General features: G+C 64.9%; 24 protein-coding genes. 6 read left to right on the plus strand and 18 right to left on the minus strand.

All coding sequences use genetic code 11. The features are described 5' to 3' along the window. Window positions 1–27 precede the first annotated feature (27 nt). From AB4Y79_RS18210 to AB4Y79_RS18230, 5 genes are all read left to right on the plus strand, one after another. Window positions 28–708 (plus strand): peptide deformylase, encoded by a 681-nt coding sequence (locus AB4Y79_RS18210; RefSeq protein WP_441864799.1) that lies wholly within the window; start codon window positions 28–30, stop codon window positions 706–708. 69 nt (window positions 709–777) lie between these two features. Beyond that, on the plus strand, window positions 778–1,659 hold the full coding sequence (locus AB4Y79_RS18215; RefSeq protein ID WP_441864802.1) for a putative RNA methyltransferase: 882 nt from the start codon (window positions 778–780) through the stop codon (window positions 1,657–1,659). 127 nt (window positions 1,660–1,786) lie between these two features. After that, window positions 1,787–2,260: an NfeD family protein gene (locus AB4Y79_RS18220; protein ID WP_441864805.1), complete on the plus strand. Its 474-nt coding sequence runs from the start codon at window positions 1,787–1,789 to the stop codon at window positions 2,258–2,260. 22 nt (window positions 2,261–2,282) lie between these two features. Beyond that, window positions 2,283–3,227, plus strand: coding sequence for an SPFH domain-containing protein (locus AB4Y79_RS18225; RefSeq protein WP_441864808.1), 945 nt, complete (start codon window positions 2,283–2,285; stop codon window positions 3,225–3,227). A 237-nt stretch (window positions 3,228–3,464) separates the two neighbouring features. Beyond that, complete coding sequence (locus AB4Y79_RS18230) at window positions 3,465–3,812, plus strand: RNA polymerase-binding protein RbpA (RefSeq protein WP_018761356.1); 348 nt, start codon at window positions 3,465–3,467, stop codon at window positions 3,810–3,812. Window positions 3,813–3,885: 73 nt separating this feature from the next. Here the strand turns inward: AB4Y79_RS18230 and AB4Y79_RS18235 are convergent, their stop codons facing one another. From AB4Y79_RS18235 to AB4Y79_RS18320, 18 genes are all read right to left on the minus strand, one after another. Further along, window positions 3,886–4,629, minus strand: a complete 744-nt coding sequence (locus tag AB4Y79_RS18235) for a polyprenol monophosphomannose synthase (protein WP_441864811.1) — start codon at window positions 4,627–4,629, stop codon at window positions 3,886–3,888. Between the two features lie 95 nt (window positions 4,630–4,724). Continuing rightward, window positions 4,725–6,374 (minus strand): amidohydrolase, encoded by a 1,650-nt coding sequence (locus tag AB4Y79_RS18240; RefSeq protein ID WP_441864814.1) that lies wholly within the window; start codon window positions 6,372–6,374, stop codon window positions 4,725–4,727. A 57-nt stretch (window positions 6,375–6,431) separates the two neighbouring features. Further along, a complete protein-coding gene (locus tag AB4Y79_RS18245) occupies window positions 6,432–9,356 on the minus strand; it encodes a DEAD/DEAH box helicase (RefSeq protein ID WP_441864816.1) in 2,925 nt (974 codons plus the stop codon). Window positions 9,357–9,376: 20 nt separating this feature from the next. Further along, window positions 9,377–10,171: a twin-arginine translocase subunit TatC gene (gene tatC, locus AB4Y79_RS18250; protein WP_308930939.1), complete on the minus strand. Its 795-nt coding sequence runs from the start codon at window positions 10,169–10,171 to the stop codon at window positions 9,377–9,379. 48 nt (window positions 10,172–10,219) lie between these two features. Next, window positions 10,220–10,492 carry a Sec-independent protein translocase subunit TatA gene (gene tatA / locus AB4Y79_RS18255; RefSeq protein WP_387451954.1) on the minus strand — a complete coding sequence of 91 codons (273 nt, stop codon included), beginning with the start codon at window positions 10,490–10,492 and terminating at the stop codon, window positions 10,220–10,222. Between the two features lie 32 nt (window positions 10,493–10,524). Then, the gene (locus tag AB4Y79_RS18260; protein ID WP_441864818.1) at window positions 10,525–10,872 is read right to left on the minus strand and encodes a hypothetical protein; all 348 of its coding nucleotides are present in this window, start codon (window positions 10,870–10,872) and stop codon (window positions 10,525–10,527) included. Window positions 10,873–10,881: 9 nt separating this feature from the next. After that, window positions 10,882–12,867, minus strand: a complete 1,986-nt coding sequence (locus AB4Y79_RS18265; RefSeq protein WP_441864820.1) for a helix-turn-helix transcriptional regulator — start codon at window positions 12,865–12,867, stop codon at window positions 10,882–10,884. Window positions 12,868–12,968: 101 nt separating this feature from the next. Continuing rightward, window positions 12,969–13,364 (minus strand): FKBP-type peptidyl-prolyl cis-trans isomerase, encoded by a 396-nt coding sequence (locus AB4Y79_RS18270; protein ID WP_285243018.1) that lies wholly within the window; start codon window positions 13,362–13,364, stop codon window positions 12,969–12,971. Window positions 13,365–13,430: 66 nt separating this feature from the next. Next, window positions 13,431–14,399 carry an FKBP-type peptidyl-prolyl cis-trans isomerase gene (locus AB4Y79_RS18275; RefSeq protein WP_441864948.1) on the minus strand — a complete coding sequence of 323 codons (969 nt, stop codon included), beginning with the start codon at window positions 14,397–14,399 and terminating at the stop codon, window positions 13,431–13,433. A 114-nt stretch (window positions 14,400–14,513) separates the two neighbouring features. Continuing rightward, window positions 14,514–15,878 carry a Pup--protein ligase gene (gene pafA, locus AB4Y79_RS18280; RefSeq protein ID WP_441864823.1) on the minus strand — a complete coding sequence of 455 codons (1,365 nt, stop codon included), beginning with the start codon at window positions 15,876–15,878 and terminating at the stop codon, window positions 14,514–14,516. Window positions 15,879–15,887: 9 nt separating this feature from the next. Continuing rightward, complete coding sequence (prcA, locus tag AB4Y79_RS18285; protein WP_441864826.1) at window positions 15,888–16,598, minus strand: proteasome subunit alpha; 711 nt, start codon at window positions 16,596–16,598, stop codon at window positions 15,888–15,890. Window position 16,599: 1 nt separating this feature from the next. Then, complete coding sequence (gene prcB, locus AB4Y79_RS18290; RefSeq protein WP_441864828.1) at window positions 16,600–17,421, minus strand: proteasome subunit beta; 822 nt, start codon at window positions 17,419–17,421, stop codon at window positions 16,600–16,602. Between the two features lie 80 nt (window positions 17,422–17,501). Beyond that, window positions 17,502–17,705 (minus strand): ubiquitin-like protein Pup, encoded by a 204-nt coding sequence (locus AB4Y79_RS18295; RefSeq protein WP_308930943.1) that lies wholly within the window; start codon window positions 17,703–17,705, stop codon window positions 17,502–17,504. Between the two features lie 84 nt (window positions 17,706–17,789). Continuing rightward, a complete protein-coding gene (gene dop, locus AB4Y79_RS18300) occupies window positions 17,790–19,463 on the minus strand; it encodes a depupylase/deamidase Dop (protein WP_441864830.1) in 1,674 nt (557 codons plus the stop codon). Beyond that, window positions 19,460–21,211 (minus strand): proteasome ATPase, encoded by a 1,752-nt coding sequence (gene arc, locus AB4Y79_RS18305; protein WP_308930945.1) that lies wholly within the window; start codon window positions 21,209–21,211, stop codon window positions 19,460–19,462. Before arc ends, dop begins: the two co-directional genes overlap by 4 nt. An 82-nt stretch (window positions 21,212–21,293) precedes the next feature. Continuing rightward, window positions 21,294–22,358 carry a tRNA (adenine-N1)-methyltransferase gene (locus AB4Y79_RS18310; protein WP_441864832.1) on the minus strand — a complete coding sequence of 355 codons (1,065 nt, stop codon included), beginning with the start codon at window positions 22,356–22,358 and terminating at the stop codon, window positions 21,294–21,296. Between the two features lie 99 nt (window positions 22,359–22,457). Then, window positions 22,458–23,648, minus strand: coding sequence for a site-2 protease family protein (locus tag AB4Y79_RS18315; protein ID WP_441864834.1), 1,191 nt, complete (start codon window positions 23,646–23,648; stop codon window positions 22,458–22,460). Next, a complete protein-coding gene (locus AB4Y79_RS18320; protein WP_441864951.1) occupies window positions 23,641–24,324 on the minus strand; it encodes an HAD family hydrolase in 684 nt (227 codons plus the stop codon). The genes AB4Y79_RS18315 and AB4Y79_RS18320 overlap by 8 nt, the downstream gene beginning before the upstream one ends. A 199-nt stretch (window positions 24,325–24,523) precedes the next feature. Here AB4Y79_RS18320 and AB4Y79_RS18325 point away from each other — a divergent pair, with 199 nt between their 5' ends. Then, on the plus strand, window positions 24,524–25,429 hold the full coding sequence (locus AB4Y79_RS18325; protein WP_441864837.1) for a PAC2 family protein: 906 nt from the start codon (window positions 24,524–24,526) through the stop codon (window positions 25,427–25,429). Window positions 25,430–25,453: the final 24 nt, after the last annotated feature.

A 25,453-nucleotide genomic window follows, 5' to 3' on the forward strand; every position in this document is an offset into this window, starting at 1 on the left:
CAGGGCAACCGCCAGTAGGCTGTCACCATGACCCAGAGTGCTCCCCCGGCCACTGCCGGGCCCAACGAAATCCGGGAGGCCGTGGAACGGATCCTGTCAGCCGGTTCGCTGCCGCCGATCGTCCAGGCCGGCCATCCCGCGCTGAGACAGCAGGCCGCAGAGTTCGACGGTCAACTTTCGCCGGACGAGCTGGACCGCCTCATCGGGATCATGCGCCAGGTCATGCACGAAGCCCCCGGTGTGGGTCTTGCCGCGCCCCAGCTTGGCATCCCGTTGCAACTCGCGGTCCTGGAAGACCAGTACGACGTCGACCCCGACGCCGCAGAGCTGCGGCACCGGAGCCCGTTGGAATTCCTGGCCATACTCAACCCCCGTTACACGCCGGAGGGACCCGGCCTGGCATCGTTCTATGAGGGGTGCCTTTCGCTCAACGGGCTGCAGGCCGTGGTGGCGCGTCCGGAGACGGTGCTGCTTGAGTACCTGACACCCGACGGCGCGGCGGAGCAGCGCGTGTTCTCCGGCTGGCAGGCCCGCATCGTCCAGCACGAGACGGACCACCTCAACGGCATCTTATATATCGACCGCGCCCAGCTCCGTTCCCTCAGCAGCAATGCGGAGTACGCCGCGCACTGGGCGGAAGCGGGCATCGGCAGGGCCAGCGCCGGGTTGGGGTTCGACGCCGGACCCGCGGGAATATCACTCGGCTGACCATGAGTGCCGCAGGACCCATGTCAGGTAAACGGACCGGGACCGGCCCGCCACCATAAACTGGTTTCCATGCCATCCGCGGATCTCCCCCTCCTCTGCCCCGTCTGCTCGGATCCGCTGGATCTCCTAGAACCAGGCTCCGGGAACCAACCCCGGCTGGCTTGCGCTGCCGGCCACAATTTCGACGCGGCACGGCAAGGCTATTTCAACCTGCTGGTTGGCAAGGGGACGTCCTTTGAGGCGGACAGCGCCGCCATGGTGCAGTCGCGCTTCAATTTCCTGGGGAACGGCAACTACCGGCCGCTGGCACAGGCCGTAGCTTCCGCCGTCGTACGCAATCTCCCTGAGACCGGCGCGACCGTGCTGGACTCCGGAACCGGAACCGGCCATTACCTCCGGGAAATACTTGATGCTGCCGCCACGGACGGGCGGCACGTGTCCGCGATCGGCCTGGACATTTCCAAATTTGCGCTTCGGCGGGCGGCGCGGCTTAACCCGGACGCCGTCAACATGGTCTGCGATATCTGGCAGCCCCTCCCGGTGGCCACCAGCTCGGTGGACGCTGTCACGGTGGTGTTTGCCCCGCGGAACCCGGCCGAATTTGCCCGGGTACTTCGCCCCGCCGGGGTGCTGGTGGTGGTGACTCCGCGCCCCGGACACCTCGCGGAAGTCGCCTCGGTGACCGGGATGCTCGGTATCGAAGAGGGCAAGGATGACCGCCTGGCGGAGGCTATGGCCGGATATTTCGACCTGGACAGTGTCCGTGATGTCGACATATCCCTTGAGCTGACCCGCGCGGCCGCGGCGGACCTGGCGTTCATGGGACCGGCGGGGCACCACCTGGACATCGAACAGATCGCGGCCCGGCTGGAGGGCCTCCCCGAACCGGTGACGGCCGGGGCCAAGTTCAGGCTCCTGGTGTTCCGTCCCAGGACGCAAGGCACCGCGTAACGACTTGGCCACTATCCCCCGGCCGGTGCCTGCGTCCAGCGCGCATGCCTGGTCCTCGGTCTAGGATGAAAAGACAGTTGCAGGCGGGTCCGCAGACGCGGCTCCCCCGTGACGAAGGGGGAACAGGATGTTCGAATGGCTTGGGGAAAACTGGTGGGCGCTGTGGCTCACGGCCTTCCTGGCGTTTGCCGTGGTCGAGATGATCACCCTTGACCTGTTCTTCATCATGCTTGGCGGCGGCGCGCTTGCCGCCCTGGCAGCCGACTTCGCCGGTGCCGAACCCTGGCTCCAGGTGGTGGTCTTTTGCATCGTATCCCTGCTCATGGTCGCGTTCGTGCGGCCGGTGGCACTCTCGCACCTGAAGAAGGGACCGTCCGAGCAGCGGACCAACGTGGACCGGCTCATCGGTGAACCCGCCATCGTCATGGAGGCCGTGACCTCGGATGGCGGTTTGGTGAAAATCGGCGGCGATATTTGGAGCGCACGCTCCGCCGCGGGAGTACTTCCCGCAGGCCAGAAAGTGGTCGTCTCGGCCATTGATGGCGCAACAGCAGTGGTTTCGGTACCGCCGGCGGCGGCCACCGGCCCTGAAACAGCCTGACATTTGGGGGATAAGGAGTTTTATGGAAAACGCAGGCGGAACCGCACTGGCCGTTGTGCTGGTGGTCCTGATCGTGTTCGTCATCATCGTCTTGGTCCGGTCGGTCCGGATCATCCCGCAGGCACGTGCCGGCGTCGTTGAACGCCTGGGCAAATACCAGCGGACGCTTAACCCGGGGCTGACAATCCTGATTCCTTTTGTGGATAGGCTCCTGCCGTTGCTGGACCTGCGTGAACAGGTGGTTTCCTTTCCACCCCAGCCGGTGATCACGGAAGACAACCTGGTGGTGTCCATCGACACGGTGGTCTATTTCCAGGTCACGGACCCACGCGCCGCCACCTACGAGATCGCCAACTACATCCAGGCGGTGGAGCAACTCACTACCACCACCCTGCGTAACGTCGTGGGCGGGCTGAACCTCGAAGAAGCCCTGACCTCGCGTGACCAGATCAACGGACAGCTCCGCGGAGTTCTTGATGAGGCGACAGGCCGCTGGGGCATCCGCGTATCCCGGGTGGAGTTGAAGGCGATCGATCCGCCCCACTCCATCCAGGACTCGATGGAGAAGCAGATGCGTGCCGAACGCGACCGCCGCGCCGCCATCCTTACCGCCGAGGGGACCAAGCAGTCCGCCATCCTTACCGCGGAAGGACAGCGGCAGGCCGCCATCCTCAAGGCCGAAGGCGATGCCAAGGCCGCCATCCTCCGGGCAGACGGTGAGTCGCAGGCCATCCAGAAGGTCTTTGATGCCATCCACAAGGGAAACCCGGACCAGAAACTCCTGGCCTACCAGTACCTCCAGACGCTGCCCAAACTTGCCGAGGGTTCGGCCAACAAGCTGTGGATCATCCCCAGCGAAGTGGGCGAAGCCCTGAAGGGAATCGGAAACGCCCTTGGTGGCACCGCGCCTGAACAGGCGGCCAACGGACTGTTCGACGACGTTCCGGCCCAGCGGACCGAACCGTAGGCACCGCCTGGAACGGGGAGGGATCCGCAGCGCGGGTCCCTCTTTGTTTTGGTGCGTGCGGGCTAAGACCCGTACAATTGGGTATTTGTCCGGCAGGATAACACCAGCTGGAACAACACAGCTTCGCAATGCGTTGAATCCTATGATGCAGCACAGTGCACACAGTAGTCCGGCGGCGCATCGTCACCACCGGCTATCGCGGAGTTTTCATCCGCGAACCGACCAGAGGGAGAAATCATGAGCGATCGCAGCCTGCGGGGCATGCGCCTTGGTGCGCAGAGCATGGAGACCGAGTCCGGAGTAGAGCCGGCTCCGCGCCAGCGGGTCGAGTACCGTTGCGAGGATGGCGAGCAGGTGTTCGTCACGTTCTCCTCCGAGGCGGAAATTCCTCCGGTGTGGGTCTCCAAGACCGGCAAGGAAGCGCTCCTGGTAGACGGTGAGAAGCCGGACACGAGTAACGACAAGGCAGTCCGCACCCACTGGGACATGCTGCTGGAACGTCGCTCCCTGCCTGAACTGGAACAGATCCTCGAAGACCGCCTGACCATTCTGCGCGAACGCCGTGGAGAGCGCCGCTCCGCATAGCCACGCAACAAAAAAGGGGGCGTCCCCGCACTTTTGGTGCGGGGACGCCCCCTTTTATATGCCTTGCTGCAGCCTATGCCTGCTTGTTCTGCACTTTTCCGGCCAGCGTGTTCCAGCGTGCGGCCAGTCCCCATTTGGTGACGTTGATCATGGCTTCCACCACGATGTTGCCGCTCATCTTCGAGGCGCCCAGTTCACGTTCGACGAAAGTGATGGGACGTTCTTCAATGCGGAGCCCAAGCTTGGCGACCCGCCAGGCAAGGTCCACCTGGAACCCATAGCCCACCGAGTCCACCTGGTCCAGGTTCAGCTTCTCGAGGGTGGTCCGGCGAAAGGCGCGGTAGCCGCCGGTGACGTCTTTGATCCGCAGGCCGAGCATCAGCCGGGCGTAGGTGCTGCCCACCCGGGAGATTGCCTGCCGGTACAGTGGCCAGTTGACTACACTGCCACCGGGGACCCAACGGGAGCCCATGGCCAGGTCTGCGCCCTGTTCGACGGCTTCAAGGAGTTGCGGGAGCTGTTCGGGCTGGTGGGAGCCGTCGGCGTCCATTTCCACGAGGACGTCGTAGCCGGCTTCCAGCCCCCACTTGAACCCCGCGATGTAGGCGGCACCGAGGCCTTCCTTGCCCTTGCGGTGCAGGACGTGGACCTGGGAATCCTCGGCGGCGAAGCCATCGGCCAGGGTGCCGGTACCGTCGGGGCTGTTGTCATCGACCACCAGCACGTCCGACGCCGGAACGGCCGTCCGCAGGCGCTGGAGCGTCTTGGGCAGCGATTCCAGTTCGTTGTAGGTGGGAATGATCGTAAGGACGCGCACAAAGGGCCTTTCCTGGTGGAAGTGGTCGGAGCACCTGTTGCCGGGCATGCCGGCGGCGGGCGCAACTCCCCATTATAGGGCGGAAGAATCCCGGCTCAGGACCGCAAGGCCGGGCTGGCAAACAGTTCGGCACCGTCTTTCACCGTTTGGAGGCACACAGGATCCGAACCAGTGTCCAGTGCCGGCAGCAGCGGGGTCCTGGCGCGAGGATCGGTGCTCCACGATTGAACCCGCCCGTCAGCCACCTGCACCATGAGTTCCTCCACCTCCCACACAGCGAAACTTGCCGGGGCTCCGGGGACGAGTTGTCCGGCCATCGGGTTGGCGTGCCGGGCGGCCCTCCAGCCGGCGCGGGTGTGGCCCAGGAACGCGGCCCGTGCGGAAATTCTTTCGTCCTGGTTGTGATGTTCCACGCAGGCGCGCACGCTGGACCAGGGACGCAGCGGTGTCACCGGGCTGTCGCTGCCGAAGCACACAGGAACCCCTGCCGCGTAGAAGGTGGCGAACGGATTCATGGACCGACTCCGCTCCCCCACCCTCCGCTCGTACAGGCCCCCGGGTCCGCCCCAGGCTGCGTCGAACGCCGGCTGGGCGCTCACAGTCACCGAATAGGAAGCCAGTCTCCCGACGGCCGCGGCATCCACCATCTCAACATGCTCAAAGCGATGGCCGGCGGCGCGCACCCGCTGTGCGCCTACTTCCTTGGCGGCACGGTCAAGCGCTTCGAGGGCAACGTCCAGTCCGGCGTCGCCAATTACATGGAACCCGCCCTGGATACCGGCCAGCGAGCAGGCGGCAAGGTGCGCCGCGGCCTGGTCAACATCCAGGTAGAGGGCGCCGCGCTCCTGTCCAGCGTCGTGGTACCCGGCACGCAGGGCCGCGGTCCGGGAGCCAAGCGATCCGTCGATATTCAGGTCTCCGCCGAGCCCGCGGATGGCGCCGCCGAACTGTGCGACGAGGGCGCCAGCCTGCTCCTCCGATGAAGCCGCCTCACCCCAGTACGGCAGGACCTCCGGAACCGGCCGGGCGGCCGCATCCTGTGCGTTCCAGGCTGCGGCCATCCTCAGGTCGTCGGCGCCGCCGATATGGGGCGCACCCATCTCGGCAAGGGCCACGTACCCATTGGCGGCGGCCTCGGCGAGGGCCCGGGCCTGGTGCCTTTCCAGGACCTCAGCCGGCAACTGCCGCGTTGCCAGCCGCGCCGCAGCGTGTGCTGCCCGGATCACCCTCGCCCCGCCGTCGAACCCGTCCTGGCTCCGAAGGTCCGCGGACTCCGCAAGGGACGTTGAAACGAGCGCCGAGTGCGCGTCCACCCGTGACAGGTAGACCGGCCTGCCCCCGGCCGCCCGCTCCAGTTCCTCCGCCGTCGGCAGCGTGGGATCGAGCCACGCAGTCTCATCCCAGCCGTGCCCCAGCACGGTTCCCTCACCCTTCACACCGGCGACGGCATCGAGGAGCGCCCGGGCAGAAGTGGCTGAGCCAAGCTGCAAGGATTCCAGTGCGATGCCGGTTTCCGTCAGGTGCATGTGCGAGTCAACGAAGCCGGGGGCCACCAGTGCGCCGCGAAGGTCGATGATCTCCATGGAGCTGTCGGCGATGGACGTTGCGGCCTGTTCAGACCCAACCCACGCGACGGTGTCACCATCCACCAGCATGGCTGTCGCGAACGGGTCCGCCGCCGTGTAGACGGATCCGTTGCGGTACAGCACCGGGGCGGGACGGGACGTGGAATCGGGGTGGGGCATGGTTGGCAGGACTCCTGGGGTGGGAACGGGCCGGTGCTGACCGGCGGGGTACGAGGATCAGAGAACGGACGAGTAGGCTACGACGCCGCGGCGGATCAGGTTGATGGCTTCAACGCATAGCCGTGACAGGCGCGGATCCAGGCCGGGGATTTTTGCCAGCTGGTCCAGAAGGTCCACCACCTGCTTGACCCAACGGACAAAGTCGCCGGCGGCGAGGTCGGTCCCGCTCAGGACGTCCTGCAGGTGGCGCCCCCGGGCCCACTTGTACAGCGGCCACACGAGCCCCAGCTCGGGCTCGCCGGTCAGCGGAAGCTTGTTCTCCTCCTCCACATCCTCCAGCGCGGACCATTCCCTGACCACGATGTCCACAGACGTCTCCAGTGAGACGCTGGGCATACGCGGCCGCAGCCCCCGGTCCTCCCGTTTGGCCTGGTACACCAGCACACTGGCCAGCGCTGCCACTTCCGTGGCGTCGAGGTCGTCGAAGGCGCCCAGCCGCAGTGACTGGGAGATCAGCAGATCCTTCTCGCCATAGATCCGGCGCAGCCGCTGCCCATCGGGACTGATGACCAGCCGGCCGTCTCCGGTGTCTTCCAGGTAGCCGTAGGTAGACAGCACGTCGCAGACCCGGTCAAAGGTTTTGGCGATGGTGTTGGTGCGGCCTTGGATCTGGCGGACCAGGCCGTCCGTTTCGCGCCGCAGCTTCCACCAGCGCTCGGACCACCGCGCGTGGTCTTCCCGTTCGCTGCAGCCGTGGCAGGGGTGGGCGCGGAGGGCACGACGGAGATCGGCGATGCGTTTTTCCTGGTTGGGCAGTGCTGCGGCACGGCCGAAATCGTGGTTCCGGTTCTGGCCGGGCGCGGGCGGCCGGTTCTCGCGCAGCGCGTTCCGCGCCGATGATGCGAGGTCGCGGCGTGACTTGGGCACCTTGGCATTGAAGGACTTGGGGATGCGGATCCGGGTGACCGGAGCGATGGGTCCCTCGAGATCGTCCGTGCCGATCCGTCGCAGCTGGTTGTCCAGGGTGAGGACGGCCGGCCGCGGTTCGCGGCTGCCATGGTCAGAGCTGAGGACGACGGCGGGTCCTGGCGCACGTCCAGCGGGAACGTTAACCACGTCACCGGGCAGCAACCGGGCCAGGGAGTCGTCGCTGAGCGACTTTTGCACCCGGGATTTGGTGCGGGACGTGGCGTTCTCGGCGTCGGACAGTTCCCTCCGAAGCCGGGCATACTCGGTGAAGTCGCCCAGGTGGCAGGTCATGGATTTGGCGTAGCCGGCGAGGGATTCCTCCCTGCTGCGGACCTGCCTGGCGAGCCCCACCACGGAACGGTCGGCCTGGAACTGCGCAAAGGACGACTCGAGGATTTCCCGGGCCCGTACCCGGCCAAACTGTGCAAGCAGGTTGATGCTCATGTTGTAGGTGGGCTGGAAACTCGAGTTCAGCGGGTAGGTGCGCCGGGAGGCGAGGCCTGCGACCGCCGTCGGGTCCGTCCCCGGCTGCCACAGCACCACGGCATGGCCTTCGACGTCGATGCCGCGCCGGCCGGCGCGGCCCGTGAGCTGGGTGTATTCACCGGCCGTGATGTCCACGTGGGCTTCACCGTTGAACTTGTCCAGTTTTTCCAGCACCACCGAGCGCGCTGGCATGTTCACGCCCAGGGCGAGGGTCTCCGTGGCGAAGACAGCCTTGACCAGGCCGTCGGCGAAGAGTTTCTCCACCACCTCCTTGAAGGTGGGCAGCATACCGGCATGATGGGCCGCGAAACCCCTGAGCAATCCGTCCCGCCAGGTCCAAAAGCCAAGGACGTCGAGATCGTCCGGTGGAATATCCTGCCCGGCTTCGTCAACGCGCTGGGCGATGATCCGCTGTTCGGTTTCCGTGGTGAGCCACAGGCCGGACGCGACGCACTGGGCGACCGCTCCCTCACACCCCGCACGGGAAAAGATGAAGGTGATGGCCGGCAAAAGATCCATCCGGTCAAGGCTGGCAATCACCTGGGGACGGCTGGCCCGGCGCACCCCTGCAGGCTCGGCGCCGCGGACCGGACGGTCGTTGCCGCGCCGGCCGCGCTGGCCGCGTTTCCCCGGCCCTTGCCGGCTCCGGAAGCTTTGCTGGATTTCACTGCGCGCCACGTCGAGCAATTCCGGGTTGACGTCAAAGCCGCGGCCCTTGGCGCTCTCGCGGGCTTTGTCCTGTTTGGGCGCCTGATCGTCTTCTTCCCCGCCGGGCGGGGCGATCTCGTCGAACGTGGTTTCGCCGGCGAACAGGTCCATGATCCGGCGCCCCACCATGACGTGCTGCCACAACGGAACCGGACGGTGCTCGGAAACGATAATGTCCGTGTCGCCGCGCACGGTGTCCAGCCACGCACCAAATTCTTCGGCGTTGGAGACCGTTGCGCTCAAGGAAGCGACCTGGACCTCACTGGGCAGGTGGATGATGACTTCTTCCCAGACCGCCCCGCGGAACCGGTCGGCAAGGTAGTGCACCTCGTCCATGACCACGTAGCCAAGGTCGCCCAGGGTCGCAGAGTCGGCGTACAGCATGTTCCGCAGGACCTCGGTGGTCATGACCACTACCTGCGCGTCGCCGTTGATACTGGTGTCACCGGTCAGGAGCCCCACGTTCTCCGCGCCGTATTTGGCGGCAAGCTCGCTGAATTTTTGGTTGCTGAGTGCCTTGATGGGCGTGGTGTAGAAAGCCTTCAGGCCCCGTTGCAGCGCCAGGTAGATGGCGAACTCGCCAACGATGGTTTTGCCGGCGCCGGTAGGGGCCGCCACCAGGACTCCCCTGCCTTCCTGCAGGGAACGGCAGGCCTTCCGCTGGAAGTCATCAAGCTCGAACTCAAGGGTCCCGGAAAACTGTCCGAGGTACGTGGCGGCCTCAGCCCTGTGTTCAGCGCTGGCGCGGTACCTTTCAGCGGGTGACAGTTCTTCGGAATCGGTGGGTCCGGTGGAGAACGACCCGGTGTTGGAAGACATATCCCAAGCCTAGCGGCAGGCTAGAGCTTCTTGAGTTCACTGCTTGGGGTGGCTACGTCCGCGGTGGCTTCGGTTTCGGCAACCTGCTTGGCCTGGCGGCGGTCGCGCCGCTTGTCATTCATGATGCAGATCCCGATGGCTGCGAAGAACAGCGCCAGCAGGGGCCCGGCGAGCATGAACATTGAAATGGCGTCCGCGCCCGGGGCGGCAACAGCTGCCAGGACGAAGACGAGGAAGACCGTGATGCGCCAAGCCTTGAGAATGGTGCGCCCGGAAACCAGGCCTGCCATGTTGACGCCGACCAGCACCACAGGGACCAGGAAAGCCAGGCCCAGCATCAGTACCATGCGTGTAACGAACTCGATGTAGGTCCGGGCGTCGATGACACTTGAGGAGCCTGCGGGGGTGAACTGCGTCAAGGCGTGGACCACCTGCGGAACTACCAGCCAGCCCACCCAGATTCCAGCAAGGAACAACGGGATGGCTGCGGCCATGTAGCCCAGGGTGTATCGGCGTTCCTTGGACGTCAGGCCGGGGGTGATAAACGCCCAGAGCTGGTAGATCCAGATGGGGCTGGAAATCACCGCCCCGATGAGGAGCGACATCTGGAGCTTGAAGTCAAAGGGCGAGGCGATGGTTCCGAAGTTGATGGCTGCCAGGCCGCCGGTCTCATCGGAGATCCTGTTGACCGGTTCGGCCAGGGCCTTCAGCAGCGGATCGTAAAGTATCCAGCCCCCAATGCCGCCGATGACGACCCCGATGGCCGACTTGATCAGCCGGTTCTTCAGTTCCTTGAGGTGCTCCCACAGGGACATGCGGCCCTCGGGATTGGCTTTACGGCCCCGCGACAGTACCACGGGAGGTCAGGCGCGGGTCGACGGCGGAACGTCAGTGCCGTCTGTCGGCTCAGCGGGCTTCGCCTTGGGATGGTTCACGATGGTGCCTTCCACCGGGCCGGAGGGCTCGGAGGACTCGGCTTTGCCGTCGTTCTTCATTTCCTTGACCTCGGATTTGATGATCCGCATGGACTGTCCAAGGCTGCGGGCCATGGCCGGAAGCTTGGGCGCGGCAAAGAGAAGCAAAGCTACGACGATGATAATGACGATGGGCCAGGGGCCATCAAAGAGTCTTCCCACGGGAAATCCTTTCCTCTAATTACATCCTACTTCTATGTGAAGTCGAGATCTCCGAGCGCCTGCGGCTGGCCCCGGTCCTTTTTGCGCTGCACTCGACGGCGGCGGCGTTCTTCGCGCCTGGCCGATTTGGATGCCTCGTAATCATGTCGCATGACGGCGGGCGAGGCAAAAACGGCCGAACCCGGCACGACATGTGATGGATCGGCGGGCTCCTCCGGCAACACTGTCGGGCCCAGGCTTCCCAGCCTGGCGCCCGCGTCGCCCAGGTCCTTTACCGTCGCCATGAACTGGCGGTAGAGACGGATGCCCAACAGGACATAGAACAGCAGGGATACGGCGACAAGCGCTATCCAGATCAGGATCCAGGACCACCAAGGCATGCTGGAAGTCTATCCGCCGTAGGTTGCCAGCGACGCCGCGAGCCAGTCGCTTGCCGCACCGGCAAGTTCTGCCGGCGCCAGAATCCTTGCCGTGCCCCCGTGCTGGGCCACGAACATCGGCAGCCACGCCGTGTTGCCAAACCTGATCTCGGCCACCAGACCGCCGTCGGGCAGTTCCGCAATTCGCTCGGCGTAGTAGTCGTCTGCCAGTCCCCTCCCCTGCCGGGTGAGCTGGATGATCACTGTGGTGTCGTCGTCGTTGGCGGTGAAAAGCTTTGCCGGCACTCCGCCGGTGGGCGTGGCGTGCCCGCTGGCGGGTGCGCCGTTGGCATGCACCTCCTGCACCCGGTCCAGCCGGAAATTCCGAAGCCCGGACACTTGGTGGCACCAGGCTTCGAAATACCAGGTGTTGTCCAGTGAATAGAGCCGGAGCGGGTCGACGTCGCGAACCGTGACCGCGTCCCGCTGGGGCGACAGGTACGTCAGCCGGAGTTGCGAGCGGGATTCGATGGCCTGCCGGACCGTGGCATGGGTTTCGGCGTCTGCGGGCGCCACCTGCGGTCCGGCGATGGACGCTGCCCGGAGACCCTCCTCGCCGGCAGCGGCGAGCAGCTTGAGGGTGACCGATTCCAGCGCTCCTCCACCGGGCAGGTCCGGCAGGCCGTTGAGCGTCTCGAGGCCGGTCAGCAGTGCGCAGGCTTCCTCGACGGTGAACCGGACGGGCCGCTTCAGGTCGAGGTCCTGGGAAATGAAGACGTGGCCATCTTCCCACTGGATATCGAGCAAATCATCCGGGTACCCCTCGGGCAGCCCGGAGCAGATGAGGATCTGGAGATCAGCCTCAAGTTCCTCGCGGGTAATCCCGAAATGCCTTGCTACATCCTGGATGTGCAGGCCCTGGTTGTGAACCAGGAAGGGGACCAGCTGGAGCATGCGCTTGAGTTGGTCTTCGGAGGTGCGTTTGCGGGCTGCCAGGGCGTGGACGTCAGCGAACGTGTAGGCGGGGACGGGTGAGGCGCTGAAGGCTGCGGCGGCCCGAAGGCGGCGGCGCACTGCCGAGGCGAGGTCTTCCGGGGCCAGTGCCCGGGCGTCCGGCCCGTAGGAGGCCAGTTCCTCGGCAAGCACTTCCGGATCGCGGTACTCCAGGACAAGCCGGTCAAAGCCATCGTTCGGCTGTGCATTTGGCTCGTGCGTTGAGGCGCCTGCTGCGCGGCTCCGCAATGCGAGGAGGCGCCCCTTCCTGACGTCCACGACGGCGGTGCGCAGCGGCAGTTCGGGCAGCCGGTCCAGTTCGGCGCGGATACTGAAGTTTGCCGGCGGTGAGTACTGTTCCTTGGCCAGGGTGGTCACCGCGCTGGTGAACCGGGAAAGGCGGAAATGCCTGGGCGCGTTCCGGGTCCGGTCGTACCCCATCACGTACCACTGGCCAAAGCGGCTGCCAAGGCCCCAGGGCTCGACCACACGTCCTTCCTCCCTGCCGGTGCTGCCGGCCAGGTACGTGAAGCTGACGGGATGCTTGGCATGCATGGCGGTGACGATGTCATCGAAGGCCTGCCCGGCAGGCTTGATCCGGGGCTGCACGCCGGCGGGGAGTTCAATCTCCGCCAGCCGCCCGGACGCCTGGATCTTGCGCAGCGCACTCTGGGCGGCCGCACCCAACGCGGCCCGCTCCCAGAGCTGCGAAGCCAGCAGCAGGACGGTCCATTCCTCCGGTCCCAGCTGGACGTCGGGCAGCCTGTTGGATTCCTTGCCGATCCGGTAACGGGTGGTGGCGGGGTCGTCTTCGCTCCAGCCGGAGTCCGTCAGGGTCTCGACGTCGAAACCCATTGCCCGCAAATCATTCTTGTCGCGTTCGAACATCCGCCCAAACGCAATGTCGTTGCCGGAGGCGTCGTGATAGACCTTTTCCCGCAGTTCGCTGCGGCGCAGCCCGTAGCGGGTATTCAGGAGCGCGATCAGAAGGTTGAGGAGTCGTTCAGTGCGGGATACGGACACCTTGGCTACGTTACTAAACTCCCCCGCCGAAAACCGAAAGCGCGGCAGCATGGGAACATCTCCATGCTGCCGCGCTTGCGGGTGTTGTGGTGGGCTGGAAGTCAGCGGACCCCGACGAGGTCCACGACGAAGATCAGTGCCTCGTTGGGCTTGATCGCCCCACCGGCTCCGCGGGAGCCGTACGCCAGCTCGGACGGGATCTCGAGACGGCGGCGGCCGCCGACCTTCATGCCCAGCAGGCCCTGGTCCCAGCCCTGGATGACCTGGCCGACGCCGACCCGGAAGTCCAGCGGTGCGCCGCGGCCCCAAGAGGCGTCGAACTCTTCGCCGGTGGACCAGGCCACGCCGACGTAGTGGGTGGAGACCGTGTCCCCCGCCTGGGCTTCCCGGCCATCGCCCTCAATGAGGTCGGTGATGACCAGTTCCGTGGGGACGTCGCCTTCCGGAAAATCGATCTCGGGTTTCTGGCGGTCGAATTCCCGCTGTCCAAACGACATGCTTGCTCCTCTGCGTGAGTGATCTGGTGGGTGCCGCGAAAGGATGCGGCCTCCCTGTAAGTGTTGCTACTTGACCCCGAGGATGTCCACTACGAACACCAGGTCACCCTTTGCCTGGCCCTGGCCGGCATCGCCGTAAGCCAGGTCCTTGGGGATGACCAGCAGGACGCGGGAACCTACGGTCTTACCGGCCAGGCCCTGGGTCCAGCCCTTGATGACACCGGTCAACGGGAAGGTGGCCGGCTGGCCGCGGTCGAAGCTGGAATCGAACTTGGTGCCGTCGGCGAGATTGACGCCAACGTAGTTCACGGTCAGGGTGTCCGATTCCTTGACGGTGGCGCCGGTGCCCTTGATCAGGTCCTGCGACACCAGGGCAGTGGGTGCAGGAGCACCCGCAACGTTGATTTCCGGTACACCGTCTTTTTCGGTCACGGTGGGCAGGCCGGGGGGTGGCGTCACGGTCTCGCCCTGGGGTTTGTCCAGGACAGGAGTGGAGTCGGCAGCGGAAACAACCTTGATAATCAGCAACTGGGAGGGATCAGCTGCAGCGCTCGGGCTGGGACTGGCGCCGTCGGACGGGCTGGGGCTTGCCGACGGGGCACTCTGCTGGCCGGGGACGGCCAGCGCCAGGCTGGATCCAACCTTGGCGCCAACGAACGCGTTGTAGATGACCGGGCTGCTGGTCTTGAGGTCGTCGGTCAGCTCAAGGCTCTCGGGCTCGCTGGGGAACGTGTCCTCCAACTGGGAACCGTCCGTGCCGTTGAGGGCCAGGATGGAGATTTTGGCCACTTGGTTCGCCTTGACGGCATCGCCGCTGCCTTCCGAGACGACCTTAATGGTCGGTTCGGTGACGGCCAGGGGCTTGTCAAAGTCCACGCCCGGGGCCTTCTTGTCCCCGTTGTCGGTCAGCTTGAGGGAGTCGAACTTTGCAGTGTCCCCGGCGGACTGGCTGGTGGGCCCAGGCTGTGAAGCTGTGCCTCCACAGGCGGTCAGCAGCAGCAGGCCGGGAAGGAGGATTGCTAGTAGTCGGCGCACGTAGGAAAACTTTCGTCGGGGCAGGGTGGATACGACATTCCGCATGGCAGCGGACAGTGTCGTGGAAGGTCCCGTTAAAGGGACCTTATCCAGAATAGACCCTGAAGCTGGACGTCAGCCCATAGAGTCGAGCAGCGCATCGACGCGCTCATCCACGCTGCGGAAAGGATCCTTGCAGAGAATCGTCTGGTGGGCACGGTCGTTGAGCTTCAGGTGTACCCAGTCCACGGTGTAGTCGCGTCCCAGCTCCTGTGCCCGCCGGACGAAGTCGCCCCGCAGCTTGGCACGTGTGGTTTGCGGCGGCGCGTCCACGGCACCCTTGATGACGGTATCGTCAACGATCCGGCGCACGGCACCGCGTGACTGCAGCAAATAGTAGATGCCGCGGCTGCGGGAGATGTCGTGATACGTCAGGTCCAGTTGGGCGATGCGTGGCGCCTCCAAGCCCAGGCCATGGCGTTCGCGGTAGTTGTCCATCAGCTTCTTCTTGATGGCCCAGTCGATTTCGGTGTCGATGCTCCTGGTATCACCGGCTTCGATCGCATGCAGGGTCCGCTCCCACAGGTCGAGGATCACTGGAACGTGCGGGTTGTGGGCGCCATGCTCCTGCACGAAAGCAGTGACCTTGCTGAGGTACTCCTGCTGGATCTCAAGGGCGGTGAGCTGGCGCCCGTTGGCGAGCCGCACCAGTGCCCTGCCACTGAGGTCGTGGGAAATTTCGCGGATGCTGCGGATGGGGTTTTCCATCCGCATGTCGCGCATGATCACCCCTGCTTCGATCATCCGAAGGACCAGGTCCACGGTGCCGACCTTCATCAGGGCCGTAGCCTCTGACATGTTCGAGTCCCCGACGATGACGTGCAGCCGCCGGTAGAACTCAGCATCCGCATGGGGCTCATCGCGGGTGTTGATGATGGGCCGTGACCGCGTGGTGGCCGAGGAGACACCCTCCCAGATGTGGTCGGCGCGCTGGGAAAACGCATACGTGGCTCCGTGCGGAGTCTTCAGGATTTTTCCGGCGCCTGCGATGAGTTGGCGGGTCACCAGGAACGGAATCAGGATCTCGGCCAGGCGGGAAAACTCTCCGCGCCGCGGGATGAGGTAGTTTTCGTGGCTGCCGTAGGAGTTGCCGGCTGAGTCGGTGTTGTTCTTGAACAGGTACACGGTGCCGTTGAAGCCTTCGGCGGCAAGCCGTGCCTGGGCCTCATCCACGAGGTCGTCAAGGATCAGCTCACCGGCGCGGTCATGGGCGATCAGCTGGGCCAGGTCATCGCATTCGGCGGTGGCGTACTCGGGATGGGACCCGACATCGAGGTAGAGCCGGGAACCGTTGGTGAGGAACACGTTGGATGAGCGTCCCCAGCTGACAACCTTGCGGAAGAGGTACCGGGCCACCTCCTCAGGAGCAAGAGGCCTCGAATCGGGGCTTGAGTAGGAGATTCCGAATTCGGTTTCGATACCGAAGATTCTCTTGTCCATGTGGTCCTCCTAGGCCAGCAATGCCGTAATGTCCGCGTCGTTCAGCCTGCGGAATGCGCGCCGTGAGCCGCGGGAGCTTTCGGAAAGCCTGTCCAGGACTGCCACTTCCAGTGCACTTGCGGGCAGCGGTGTGGCAGGCTGGTCCGTCTCCGCGGCGGGCGAAAGCCCCTTCAGCGCCAGGCGTACGGCGTCGGCGAAACCCAGGGCGGCCTGCCAGCCCGCGCCGATGGTGGAGGAGACCTTCTCGGCTTGGCCGCCCATGACGACGAAGCTGTGTTCGTCGGCGATCGAGCCGTCAAAGGTCAGCCTGTAGAGGTGGTCGTCGGCCTGGGTCGGGCCTACCTCAGCCACGGCAAGCTCCACCTCGAAGGGCTTTTGTTCGGCCGTGAAGACCGCCCCCAGGCTTTGCGCGTACACGCTGGCCAGGCCGCGGGCGGTTACGTCCTCGCGGTCGTAGGAGTAGCCGCGCACGTCGGCATAGCGGACACCGGCCTGGCGGAGGCTTTCGAATTCGTTGTATTTCCCCACGGCGGCGAAAGCGATCTTGTCGTAGATTTCGCCGATTTTGTGCAATGACGGCGAGGGGTTCTCAGCGACCAGTGCGATGCCGTCTGCGCAGCTGATCACCACCACGGAGCGGCCACGGGCGATGCCTTTCCGCGCGAAATCCGCGCGGTCCTTCATCAGCTGTTCGGGCGAGACGTAGAACTGCTGCGTCATCTCAGGCCTCCCGTCCGGCGATGGTGCGGGACTCGATAACGCTTCGCGAGGCGGCCGAGAGTTCGGAATCCGGAACCCGGCGGGCACCCGTCCTGTCAACCGTGTAGACGACCGGCCACAACTGCCGGACGGTATCTGGTCCGCCGGTGGCGGAATCGTCGTCGGCGGCGTCGTAGAGGGATTCCACTGCGACGGACAGCGCCTCGGCGGCGGTGAGCCTGGGCCGCCAAAGCTTCTTCAGGGCGCCGCGTGCAAATACGGAACCCGAGCCCACCGTGTGGTGCTCGTGTTCCTCATACCTGCCTCCGGTGACGTCATAGGAGAACAGCCGGCCCACGTTGGCGCCGGTGTCGAAACCGGCGAACAGCGGAACTACGGCCAGGCCCTGCAATGCCATGGGCAGGTTGCCCCTGATCATGGCGCCAAGGCGGTTGGCCTTGCCCTCGAGGCTGAGCTGGGTGCCCTCGATCTTTTCGTAGTGCTCAAGTTCAACCTGGAACAGCCGGGTCAGGTCGATCGCAATGCCGGCTGTTCCCGCGATGCCAAGGACCGAGAACCTGTCCGCGGGGAAAACCTTCTCAATGTGCCGGCTGGCAATGATATTTCCCATGGTGGCCCGCCTGTCGCCCGCCATCAGGACTCCGTCGTTGTAGCTCATGGCAACGATCGTGGTGGCGTGCGGAACCTGCACGGGGGCAGCCGCGGACGCAATGCCGGTCAGGGACCGGCCAAAGGGCAATAATTCCGGCCGGTCCCGCTGCAGATGTTCGGTAAAGGACGAGGTGGCGTTGGCGGCTACCTGGTTGGCGGTTGATTCCTGCACTCATCACTCCTTGAACGTGGTACTTCAACGTCGGTACAGTTTCCGGCCGGCCGCGGCTTCCGCCACCCATCGGGTCCGGGTTACTGGCCGCCTTTTTGGACGAACGCCCGGACGAACTCTTCGGCGTTTGATTCCAGGACGCCGTCGATTTCGTCCAGGAGGTCGTCCACGCCTTCTGTCGACGCCGATGCCTGCGCCTCGGGCGATGCCGGGGGTGCCTCGGGAATGTCGTCTTCGACCTGGCTGTCACGTGACTGCGGCTGCTGTTGCTCCTGGCCTGCCATCGGTTTCCCTCCTCGTGCTTCCGGCGGATCCGGCGGATCCTCCGATATCCCCATCCTGCCACGGGACGGGCATTCCGGCGCGGTTTACGCCGCAGGCGGAGCGCTGTTGTGTCCCAGCAGTTCTCCCAGGAACGGTCCAGCTTCCCGGTAGCGTTCAAACAACGCTCCGGTCAGGTCTTTGGTTCCCCTCAACGGTTCGCGGGTGGGCACGCGTTGAAGCCGTCCGTACCCTGGTACGTCGAAGATCACCGAATCCCAGCTGGCGCCCACGACATCCTTGCCGAAGCTGCTGATGCACTTTCCGCGGAAGAACGCCCGCGTATCCTGCGGGGGCTCTGCCACGGCGGCAGCGATGAAGGCGTCGTCTACCACGCGCTGCATCCGGCCCCTGGCCAGCATTCGGTAGTACAGGCCCTTTTCCGGCCTGATGTCGGACCATTGCAGATCCACCAGGCCCAGCCGGGCATCGCTCCATTCCAGGCCGTCGCGCTGGCGGTAACCGTCCAGGAGGGACAGCTTTGCCAGCCACTCCACCGACCCTGCGGCGGCTGTCCTGTCGTTATCCAGTTGCGTCAGGACGGTGGCCCACCGTTCCAGGACCCCGTGGGTGTGGCCGTCGCCGTCCAGGGCGTCACCCACACCGGTGTCCTGCGCAAGTTTGGCGGCGGCCTCGTGGTACATCCACTGAAGGTCCAGAGCCGACACCCGCCGGCCGTCCAGGAGGCGCAGCTTCGCGGTCAGCGACGTGTCGTGGCTGACCGTCTTGAGTGCCGTGACGGGCTCGTAGACCTCAATTTTTGGCGCCAGTCCAGCTTCGATCAGGCTGAGGACCAAGGCGGTGGTACCGAACTTCAGGTAGTTGGAGACCTGGCTGAGGTTGGCATCTCCAATGATCACGTGAAGGCGCCGGTACTTGTCAGCGGTGGCGTGAGGCTCATCCCTGGTGTTGATGATGGGCCGGCGGATTGTGGTTTCCAGCCCAACTTCGGCCTCGAAAAAGTCGGCCCGCTGGCTGACCTGGAAGCCCGGCGTGGAGCTGTCTTGTCCTATCCCCAATCTCCCGGCTCCGCACACCACCTGGCGGCTGACGAAGAAAGGTGTCAGCCCGCGGACAATGTCGCCAAACGGCACGGAGCGGGGCATGAGGTAGTTTTCATGCGACCCATAGGAAACTGACTTGTTGTCCGTGTTGTTCTTGTAGAGGTTCACCGGAGGCAAGGCGGGGTCCGCTGCCAGGCGGCGGACGGCGGCCAGCGCCACGAGGTCGCCCGCGGCATCCCAGGCCACAGCGTCGCGCGGGTTGGTCACCTCGGGGCTTGAGTACTCCGGGTGGGCATGGTCAACGTAGAGCCGAGCCCCGTTGCCAAGGACCATGTTCATCAACAGGGACCCGGATTCATCCTGGCCGTCGAGCTCAAGTTCCTCACGGCCATAGGCCAACGCTACGGACTCTGCATCAAGCACCGGCGGCTGGTCGGTCAGCTGGCTGGGATGCGCAGACCCACGGTCCACTGTCCAGCCCCGGGCATCATGCAGGGGTTCTTCATCCGTATAATCCCACCGGGTTTCGGCTCCCCCGGCCGCCCGCTGCCGGGTGACCTGGGCGTAGGCCTGGACAACGCGGGCACTCATCATGGTTGCGTTGGCGGAGGGTGCGGACGGAGCATGGATGCCGTATTCGGTTTCCGCCCCCATGACCCGCATGGCCCCGCCGACGGGGAGGGCCTCCCCGACGGCAGGTCCTTGTGCACCCGTCATAGATACTGTCCAGTGGTGGGCATGGTTTCGATCGACTTTCCGGGCTCCTGCCCGGCCTTGCCTTGGACGATGGTGCGGATGTAGGTGATCCGTTCGCCCTTCTTGCCGGAGATGCGTGCCCAGTCGTCGGGATTGGTGGTGTTGGGCATGTCCTCGTGTTCGCGGAACTCATCGACGACAGCGCGCAGGAGGTGCTCGATCCGCAGCCCCTTCTGGTGCGCGGTCAGCAAGTCCTTGATGGCGTATTTCTTGGCCCGGTCCACCACGTTTTGTACCACGGCGCCCGAGTTGAAGTCCTTGAAGTACAGCATCTCGGTATCACCGTTGGCGTAGGTGACCTCCAGGAACTCGTTGGACTTGTCCGTGGAGTACATGGCTTCCACAGTGCGCTGGACCATGGCGTCAACCGTCGCCTGGACGTCACCGTTGTGTTCGGCCAGGTCCGATTCGTGGAACGGCAGGTCCGGGGTGATGTATTTGTTGAAGATGTCGGCGGCGGCTTCCGCGTCCGGGCGCTGGATCTTGACCTTGACGTCCAGCCGGCCCGGCCGGAGGATGGCGGGGTCGATCATGTCTTCACGGTTGGACGCGCCGATCACGATCACGTTGTCGAGTCGTTCCACACCGTCGATCTCGCTCAAGAGCTGGGGCACAATGGTGGTCTCGACGTCGGACGAAATCCCGGTGCCGCGGGTGCGGAAGAGCGAGTCCATCTCGTCGAAGAACACCACCACGGGGCTGCCGTCGGAGGCCTTTTCCCTGGCGCGGGAGAAGATCAGGCGGATGTGGCGTTCGGTCTCACCCACATATTTGTCGAGGAGTTCGGGCCCCTTGATGTTGAGGAAGTAGCTCTTGAGGTCAACGTTCCCGGACCGTTCTGCTGCCCGGGCAGCGAGGGAGTTGGCCACTGCCTTGGCGATCAAGGTTTTGCCGCAACCGGGAGGACCATAGAGCAGGATCCCCTTGGGGGCCTTCAGCCCGTGCTCACGGTAAAGGTCCGGGTGCAGGAACGGCAGTTCGACGGCGTCGCGGATCTGCTCGATTTGGGGTCCGAGGCCGCCGATGTCCTCGTAAGTGATGTCCGGGACTTCCTCCAGGACCAGGTTCTCCACCTCGGAACGGGGGACCTTCTCCAGCGCATACCCGGTGCGTGAATCGATGGAGAGGGCATCGCCAACCCGGAGCTTTTCGGCCAGGAGGGCACCGGACAGGCGGACAACGCGTTCTTCGTCCGCCCGGCCTACAACCAGGGCCCGGTCGCGTCCCAGCATTTCCTTCAGCGTGGCCAGCTCGCCGGCCCGCTCGTAACCGAGCCCGGCGACGATCAGGAGTGCCTCGTTCAGCAGTACTTCCTGCCCGACGGCCAACTGATTGATGTTGACCAGCGGGCTGATGCCCACCCGCATCTTCCGCCCCGCGTTGAAGATGTCCACTGATTCCTCGGTAGCGGCTTGTCCGCTGCTGCCGGGTGCGGGTTGCCGTTTGGGGTTGATCTGCAGGATGGTGCCGAAGCTGTACGGCGGCTGCCCTTCCTGGTCAAGGGCATTCTTGAGCCGCAGGATTTCCGCTTTCGCGGTCTCAAGCATGGTGACCAGCTTGGTGTTGTTCTGGGTTGCCGCTGCGAGCTGGCGGTCGATGTGCCTGAGCTTGTCCCGAAGTATGTTGACCTGGCGGTCAGCAACCGAGAGGTCGTTGGCGGCAGACTGCTCTGCCGGTGTACGTCCGGAGTCCTGGTTTGGAGTCTCCATGATGTATCAGCCCCTTCCTGCGCTTCTCTTAAGACATTAGTCCCAAGATGCCGGGTAGGGATGGAGACTCCCGAAATATGGACTAGTTCGTAACCTCGGGCGTGTCCACGACGTTCGTGCCGGCGATGGCATCCCGGGCGGCCCGGCGGAGTTTCTTGTCCGATACGGCCCGTTCCCCCACGGCCCCGGGGGTCCAGGCATTGACGTCTTCTTCGTTGAATTCGGTCTTCGACGGGCGGCGCTTCACCGAGATTCCGGTGACCCCGTCGGCTAGCCGCCGGGTGACCAGGAGGAACCCGGTGTGGGCCACCATGCGGTGGTCGGGGCGGACGGCGAGCCCTTCGAGGTGCCAGCCGCGGACCATTGACTCCCACGCGTCGGGCTCCGTGAAGCGGCCGTCGGCCCGGATCGCTTCGGCGGTGCGGGAGAGCTGGGTGACCGTGGCGACGTAGTTGATCCATACGCCGCCGGGTGCCAGCACGGTGGCGACGGCGTCGAGGCATTCCCAAGGTGCGAGCATGTCCAGGACCACACGGTCCACGGAGCCCGGTTCCTCGGCCCGGACCACTTCTTCCTGGAAGTCCCCGAGGGATATCTGCCAGGCAGGATGCGGACCGCCGAAGATCGTTTCAACGTTGCCGCGGGCAATGTCCGCGAACTCCTCGCGGCGCTCAAAGGAGTGGAGGTAGCCGTTATCGCCGACGGCACGCAGCAGGGAGATGGACAGTGCTCCGGATCCGACGCCGGCTTCCACCACGCGGGCGCCGGGGAAGATGTCCGCCATGGTGACGATCTGGCCCGCGTCCTTGGGATAGACGACGGCGGCGCCACGCGGCATGGAGAGGACGAAGTCGGAGAGCAGCGGGCGCAGGGTCTGGTACTGCTGGCCCACGTTGTTGACAACAACGGAGCCGTCCACCTGGCCGATGATCTCGTCATGGTTGAGGAAGCCGCGGTGGGTGTGGAAGGCGCCGCCACGCTCAAGGGTGATGGTGTTCATCCGGCCGCGTTCGTCGGTCAGCTGGACGCGTTCCCCCTCGCGGAAAGGGCCGCGGCGACGGGCGGCTCCCACCGGCTGCGAGCCGCTGGTGGCAACACCGGCTTGTGCTGCGCCCTGGGCGTCGTTGACGGCAGTTTCGCTGCTCATGATTTTCCTCGCTCCTGTAAACCTGTTGGGCCGCAGTCCAACGGCCCCTTCGGACGCCGGTTGGCTTCTGCGGCCGCAATGCATGACCGGCAGGTAACTCTACCGGTTCTGGCCCTGAGGGTAGCTATCGTTCCCCGGCCGCTTTCCGGTGATGGTTGCCAGGACAGCTTCCTGCGTCAGCAGTCCGGTGACCTTGCCGTTGTGGTCCACCACGGCATAGTGGCGGCCCTCAACCTGCGACAGGAACTGCACCAGTTCCTGCCCCTTGGACCATTCGGGGACATAGGCGCCCTCGGCCAGGGCGAAGGAGACGGCGTGGATCGGCGTCGAATCCGCCGCGGCAACCGGGACGGACCTAAGGGCGTCCGGGTCCACCACACCTTGCGGGCGGCCGTCAGATCCGCACACCACAACAGCCTTTCCCCCTGCTTCTGAGAGGCGGAGGGCGTCCCGGACGGTGGCGGTGGCGGGGAGCCCGGCCGCGGGCATCGACAATGTTGCTGCGCTGACGAGTGGAAGCCTGCCGCGCAGTGTGCCCTGCTGGATGGATGCCGAAGCCCCCATCCACAGGAAGCCGCCGACAAGGACGGTGATCATAAGGAAGCTGAAGTCCGGGCGGTCACCGGCGAGGAAGGGGCGAAGCAGGAACCAGTACGCGATGGCGAGGACGATGATCCGCCCTCCCCAGCCGGCAGCCACGGTGCCCTTCGCCTGGCTGCCGGTGGCTTTCCAGACGATGGACTCAACCAGCCGGCCCCCGTCCAGCGGGAGGCCCGGAAGGACGTTGAAGACACCGATGAGGAAGTTGGCCCACATGAAGATGTTTGTCAGGATCTCGGCGACGCTGCCCAGGCTGTTGGTGCCAAGCACCAGCCACGCGCCGCCGGCCAGGACGAAGTTGGCTGCCGGTCCGGCAAGGGCTACCAGCACGGAGCGTCCGGGCGAAGCCGTGAAGCTCTCGAACTGGGTGTGGCCGCCCCAGAGGTTAAGGACGATTTTCTGGGTGGGCCAGCCGTAGATTTTCGCTGTTAAGGCATGGGCGAGTTCGTGCACAAGCACCGAGATCAGCAGCAGCACCGCGTAGGCGAAAGCGACGACATAGGCGCTGGCGCCCAGCATGGGGTTGTTTCGTGCCAGGACCGGCCCGTAGACGATCACTGTGAAGGCTGCAATGACGAACCACGAGTAGGCGAGAACCACGGGCACGCCGGCAATGCGTCCCAGCGGGATCCCTTCGCGCCGTCCGGGGGCCTCCCGGCCCGTGCCGGGCTTGGTGCTGTCCTCAGCCACGGGAATCACCCAAACCGGCCGGCGCGGGGATTTCGGAACCAGCGCCCACCAGCAGGGCTTCCAGCTCCGCCAGGGAACGGCCGGCCAGGGAGTCCCACAGTTCGTAGCTCTCGTGGTCGGGCAGGGGAACGATGTGCGGTACTGCCACTGTTGCCACCCCGGAGGCAACTGCCGCAGCCACGCCCGGCACGGAATCCTCCAGCGCCACGCAATGGTGGATACCGAGCCCGGGGTCGTTTTCCTGCAGCAACTCCACTGCCGTCAGGTATGCCTCCGGATGTGGCTTGCCCTGGGAGACGGTGTCACCGGTCACCAGCACTTCGAAGTAGGGCCTGGGAAGGTTGGCCACCACTTCCCGGGCCAGTGGACCCTCGGACATGGTGACCAAGGCGCACCGGACCCCGGCCTGGTGAAGCTCTTCCAGGAGCTCACGGGCGCCGGGCCGCCATGGCACCTGCTGCTGGACGCTGCTGATGACCTGGGCCGTCAGGGTGTCAATGATGTCTCGGATCTCCATTTGGACGCCGGACTGCTGCAGCAGTCCGGCAGAGAAGGTCAGTGATTGCCCAACCAGCTGCATTGCCTGCTGGTGGCTCCAGGTGCCCCCATGGGCTTCCACCAGTGCCCGCTCTGCGGCGATCCAGTACGGCTCGGTGTCCACGATAGTCCCGTCCATGTCCCAAAGGACGGCTTTGAGCGGTGAACTGGCGGCAGGTATTGACATAACGCCAGTCTACGGGGCAAGGCTGGGCAGGGGCTGTGGGCTACGCCTTGGGCGAATATGACGTGCCCGGGGTGCCAAAAGGACGGGTTTACGGGGATTTGCGGCGCTTCAATCCCTGCACGACCAAGCACCTTGGACGTAGGGTGAAGAAATGAATAGCTTCGAGGGAGACACCGCCGCAGAGGGTGCCGGACCCGAGCGGGAACGGTTCCTGCAGCCAGTGGCTGACGGACAGCGCGTAACGGTCATGCTTGCCGCCTTTGAAGGGTGGAACGACGCCGGAGAAGCGGCCAGCGATTCGTTGCGCTACTTGAACAAACTCTGGGGCGGCAAGAAAGTCGCATCCATCGATGCTGACGAGTACTACGACTTCCAGTTCACGCGCCCCACCGTCCGCAGGAACGCAGCGGGTGAACGCAAGATCAAGTGGCCTTCCACCCGGATCTACAAAGCCAGCGCGCCCAATTCCAATGTGGATGTGATCTTTGTGCAGGGCACCGAGCCGTCCTATAAATGGCGCGCCTACACCGCGGAGCTGCTGGTCCATGCCGAGGCGTTGCACGTGGATTATGTGGTCCTGGTGGGTGCACTCCTGGCGGATGTCCCGCACAGCCGCCCTATTCCCGTCAGCACATCTTCCGACGACGCTCCGCTCCGGGAACGCATGAATCTGGAGGCTTCCCAGTACGAAGGGCCCGTGGGCATTGTCGGCGTACTGTCCGAGGTGTCACTGTTGGCCGGAATTCCTACCGTGTCGTTGTGGGCTGCCGTGCCGCACTATGTGGCACAGGCGCCCTCCCCCAAAGCCCAGCTGGCCCTCCTGCACCGGATCGAGGAACTCCTGCAGGTGCCGCTGGATACCCATGAACTGGCGGAGGAAGCAGACGCATGGGAGCGCGGCGTGGACGAGCTGGCCACGGAGGATCCGGAGATCGCCGCTTACGTGCGCCAGTTGGAGGAAGCCAAGGACACGGCCGATCTGCCCGAAGCGAGCGGCGAGTCCATTGCCCGGGAATTTGAGCGCTACTTGAAACGGCGCGGCCAGGACAGGGGCTGAAACCTGCGTAACGCAAGAGGGCCT

The organism is Pseudarthrobacter sp. YAF2, from assembly GCF_052113345.1.
In the GTDB taxonomy this organism is placed as follows: domain Bacteria; phylum Actinomycetota; class Actinomycetes; order Actinomycetales; family Micrococcaceae; genus Arthrobacter.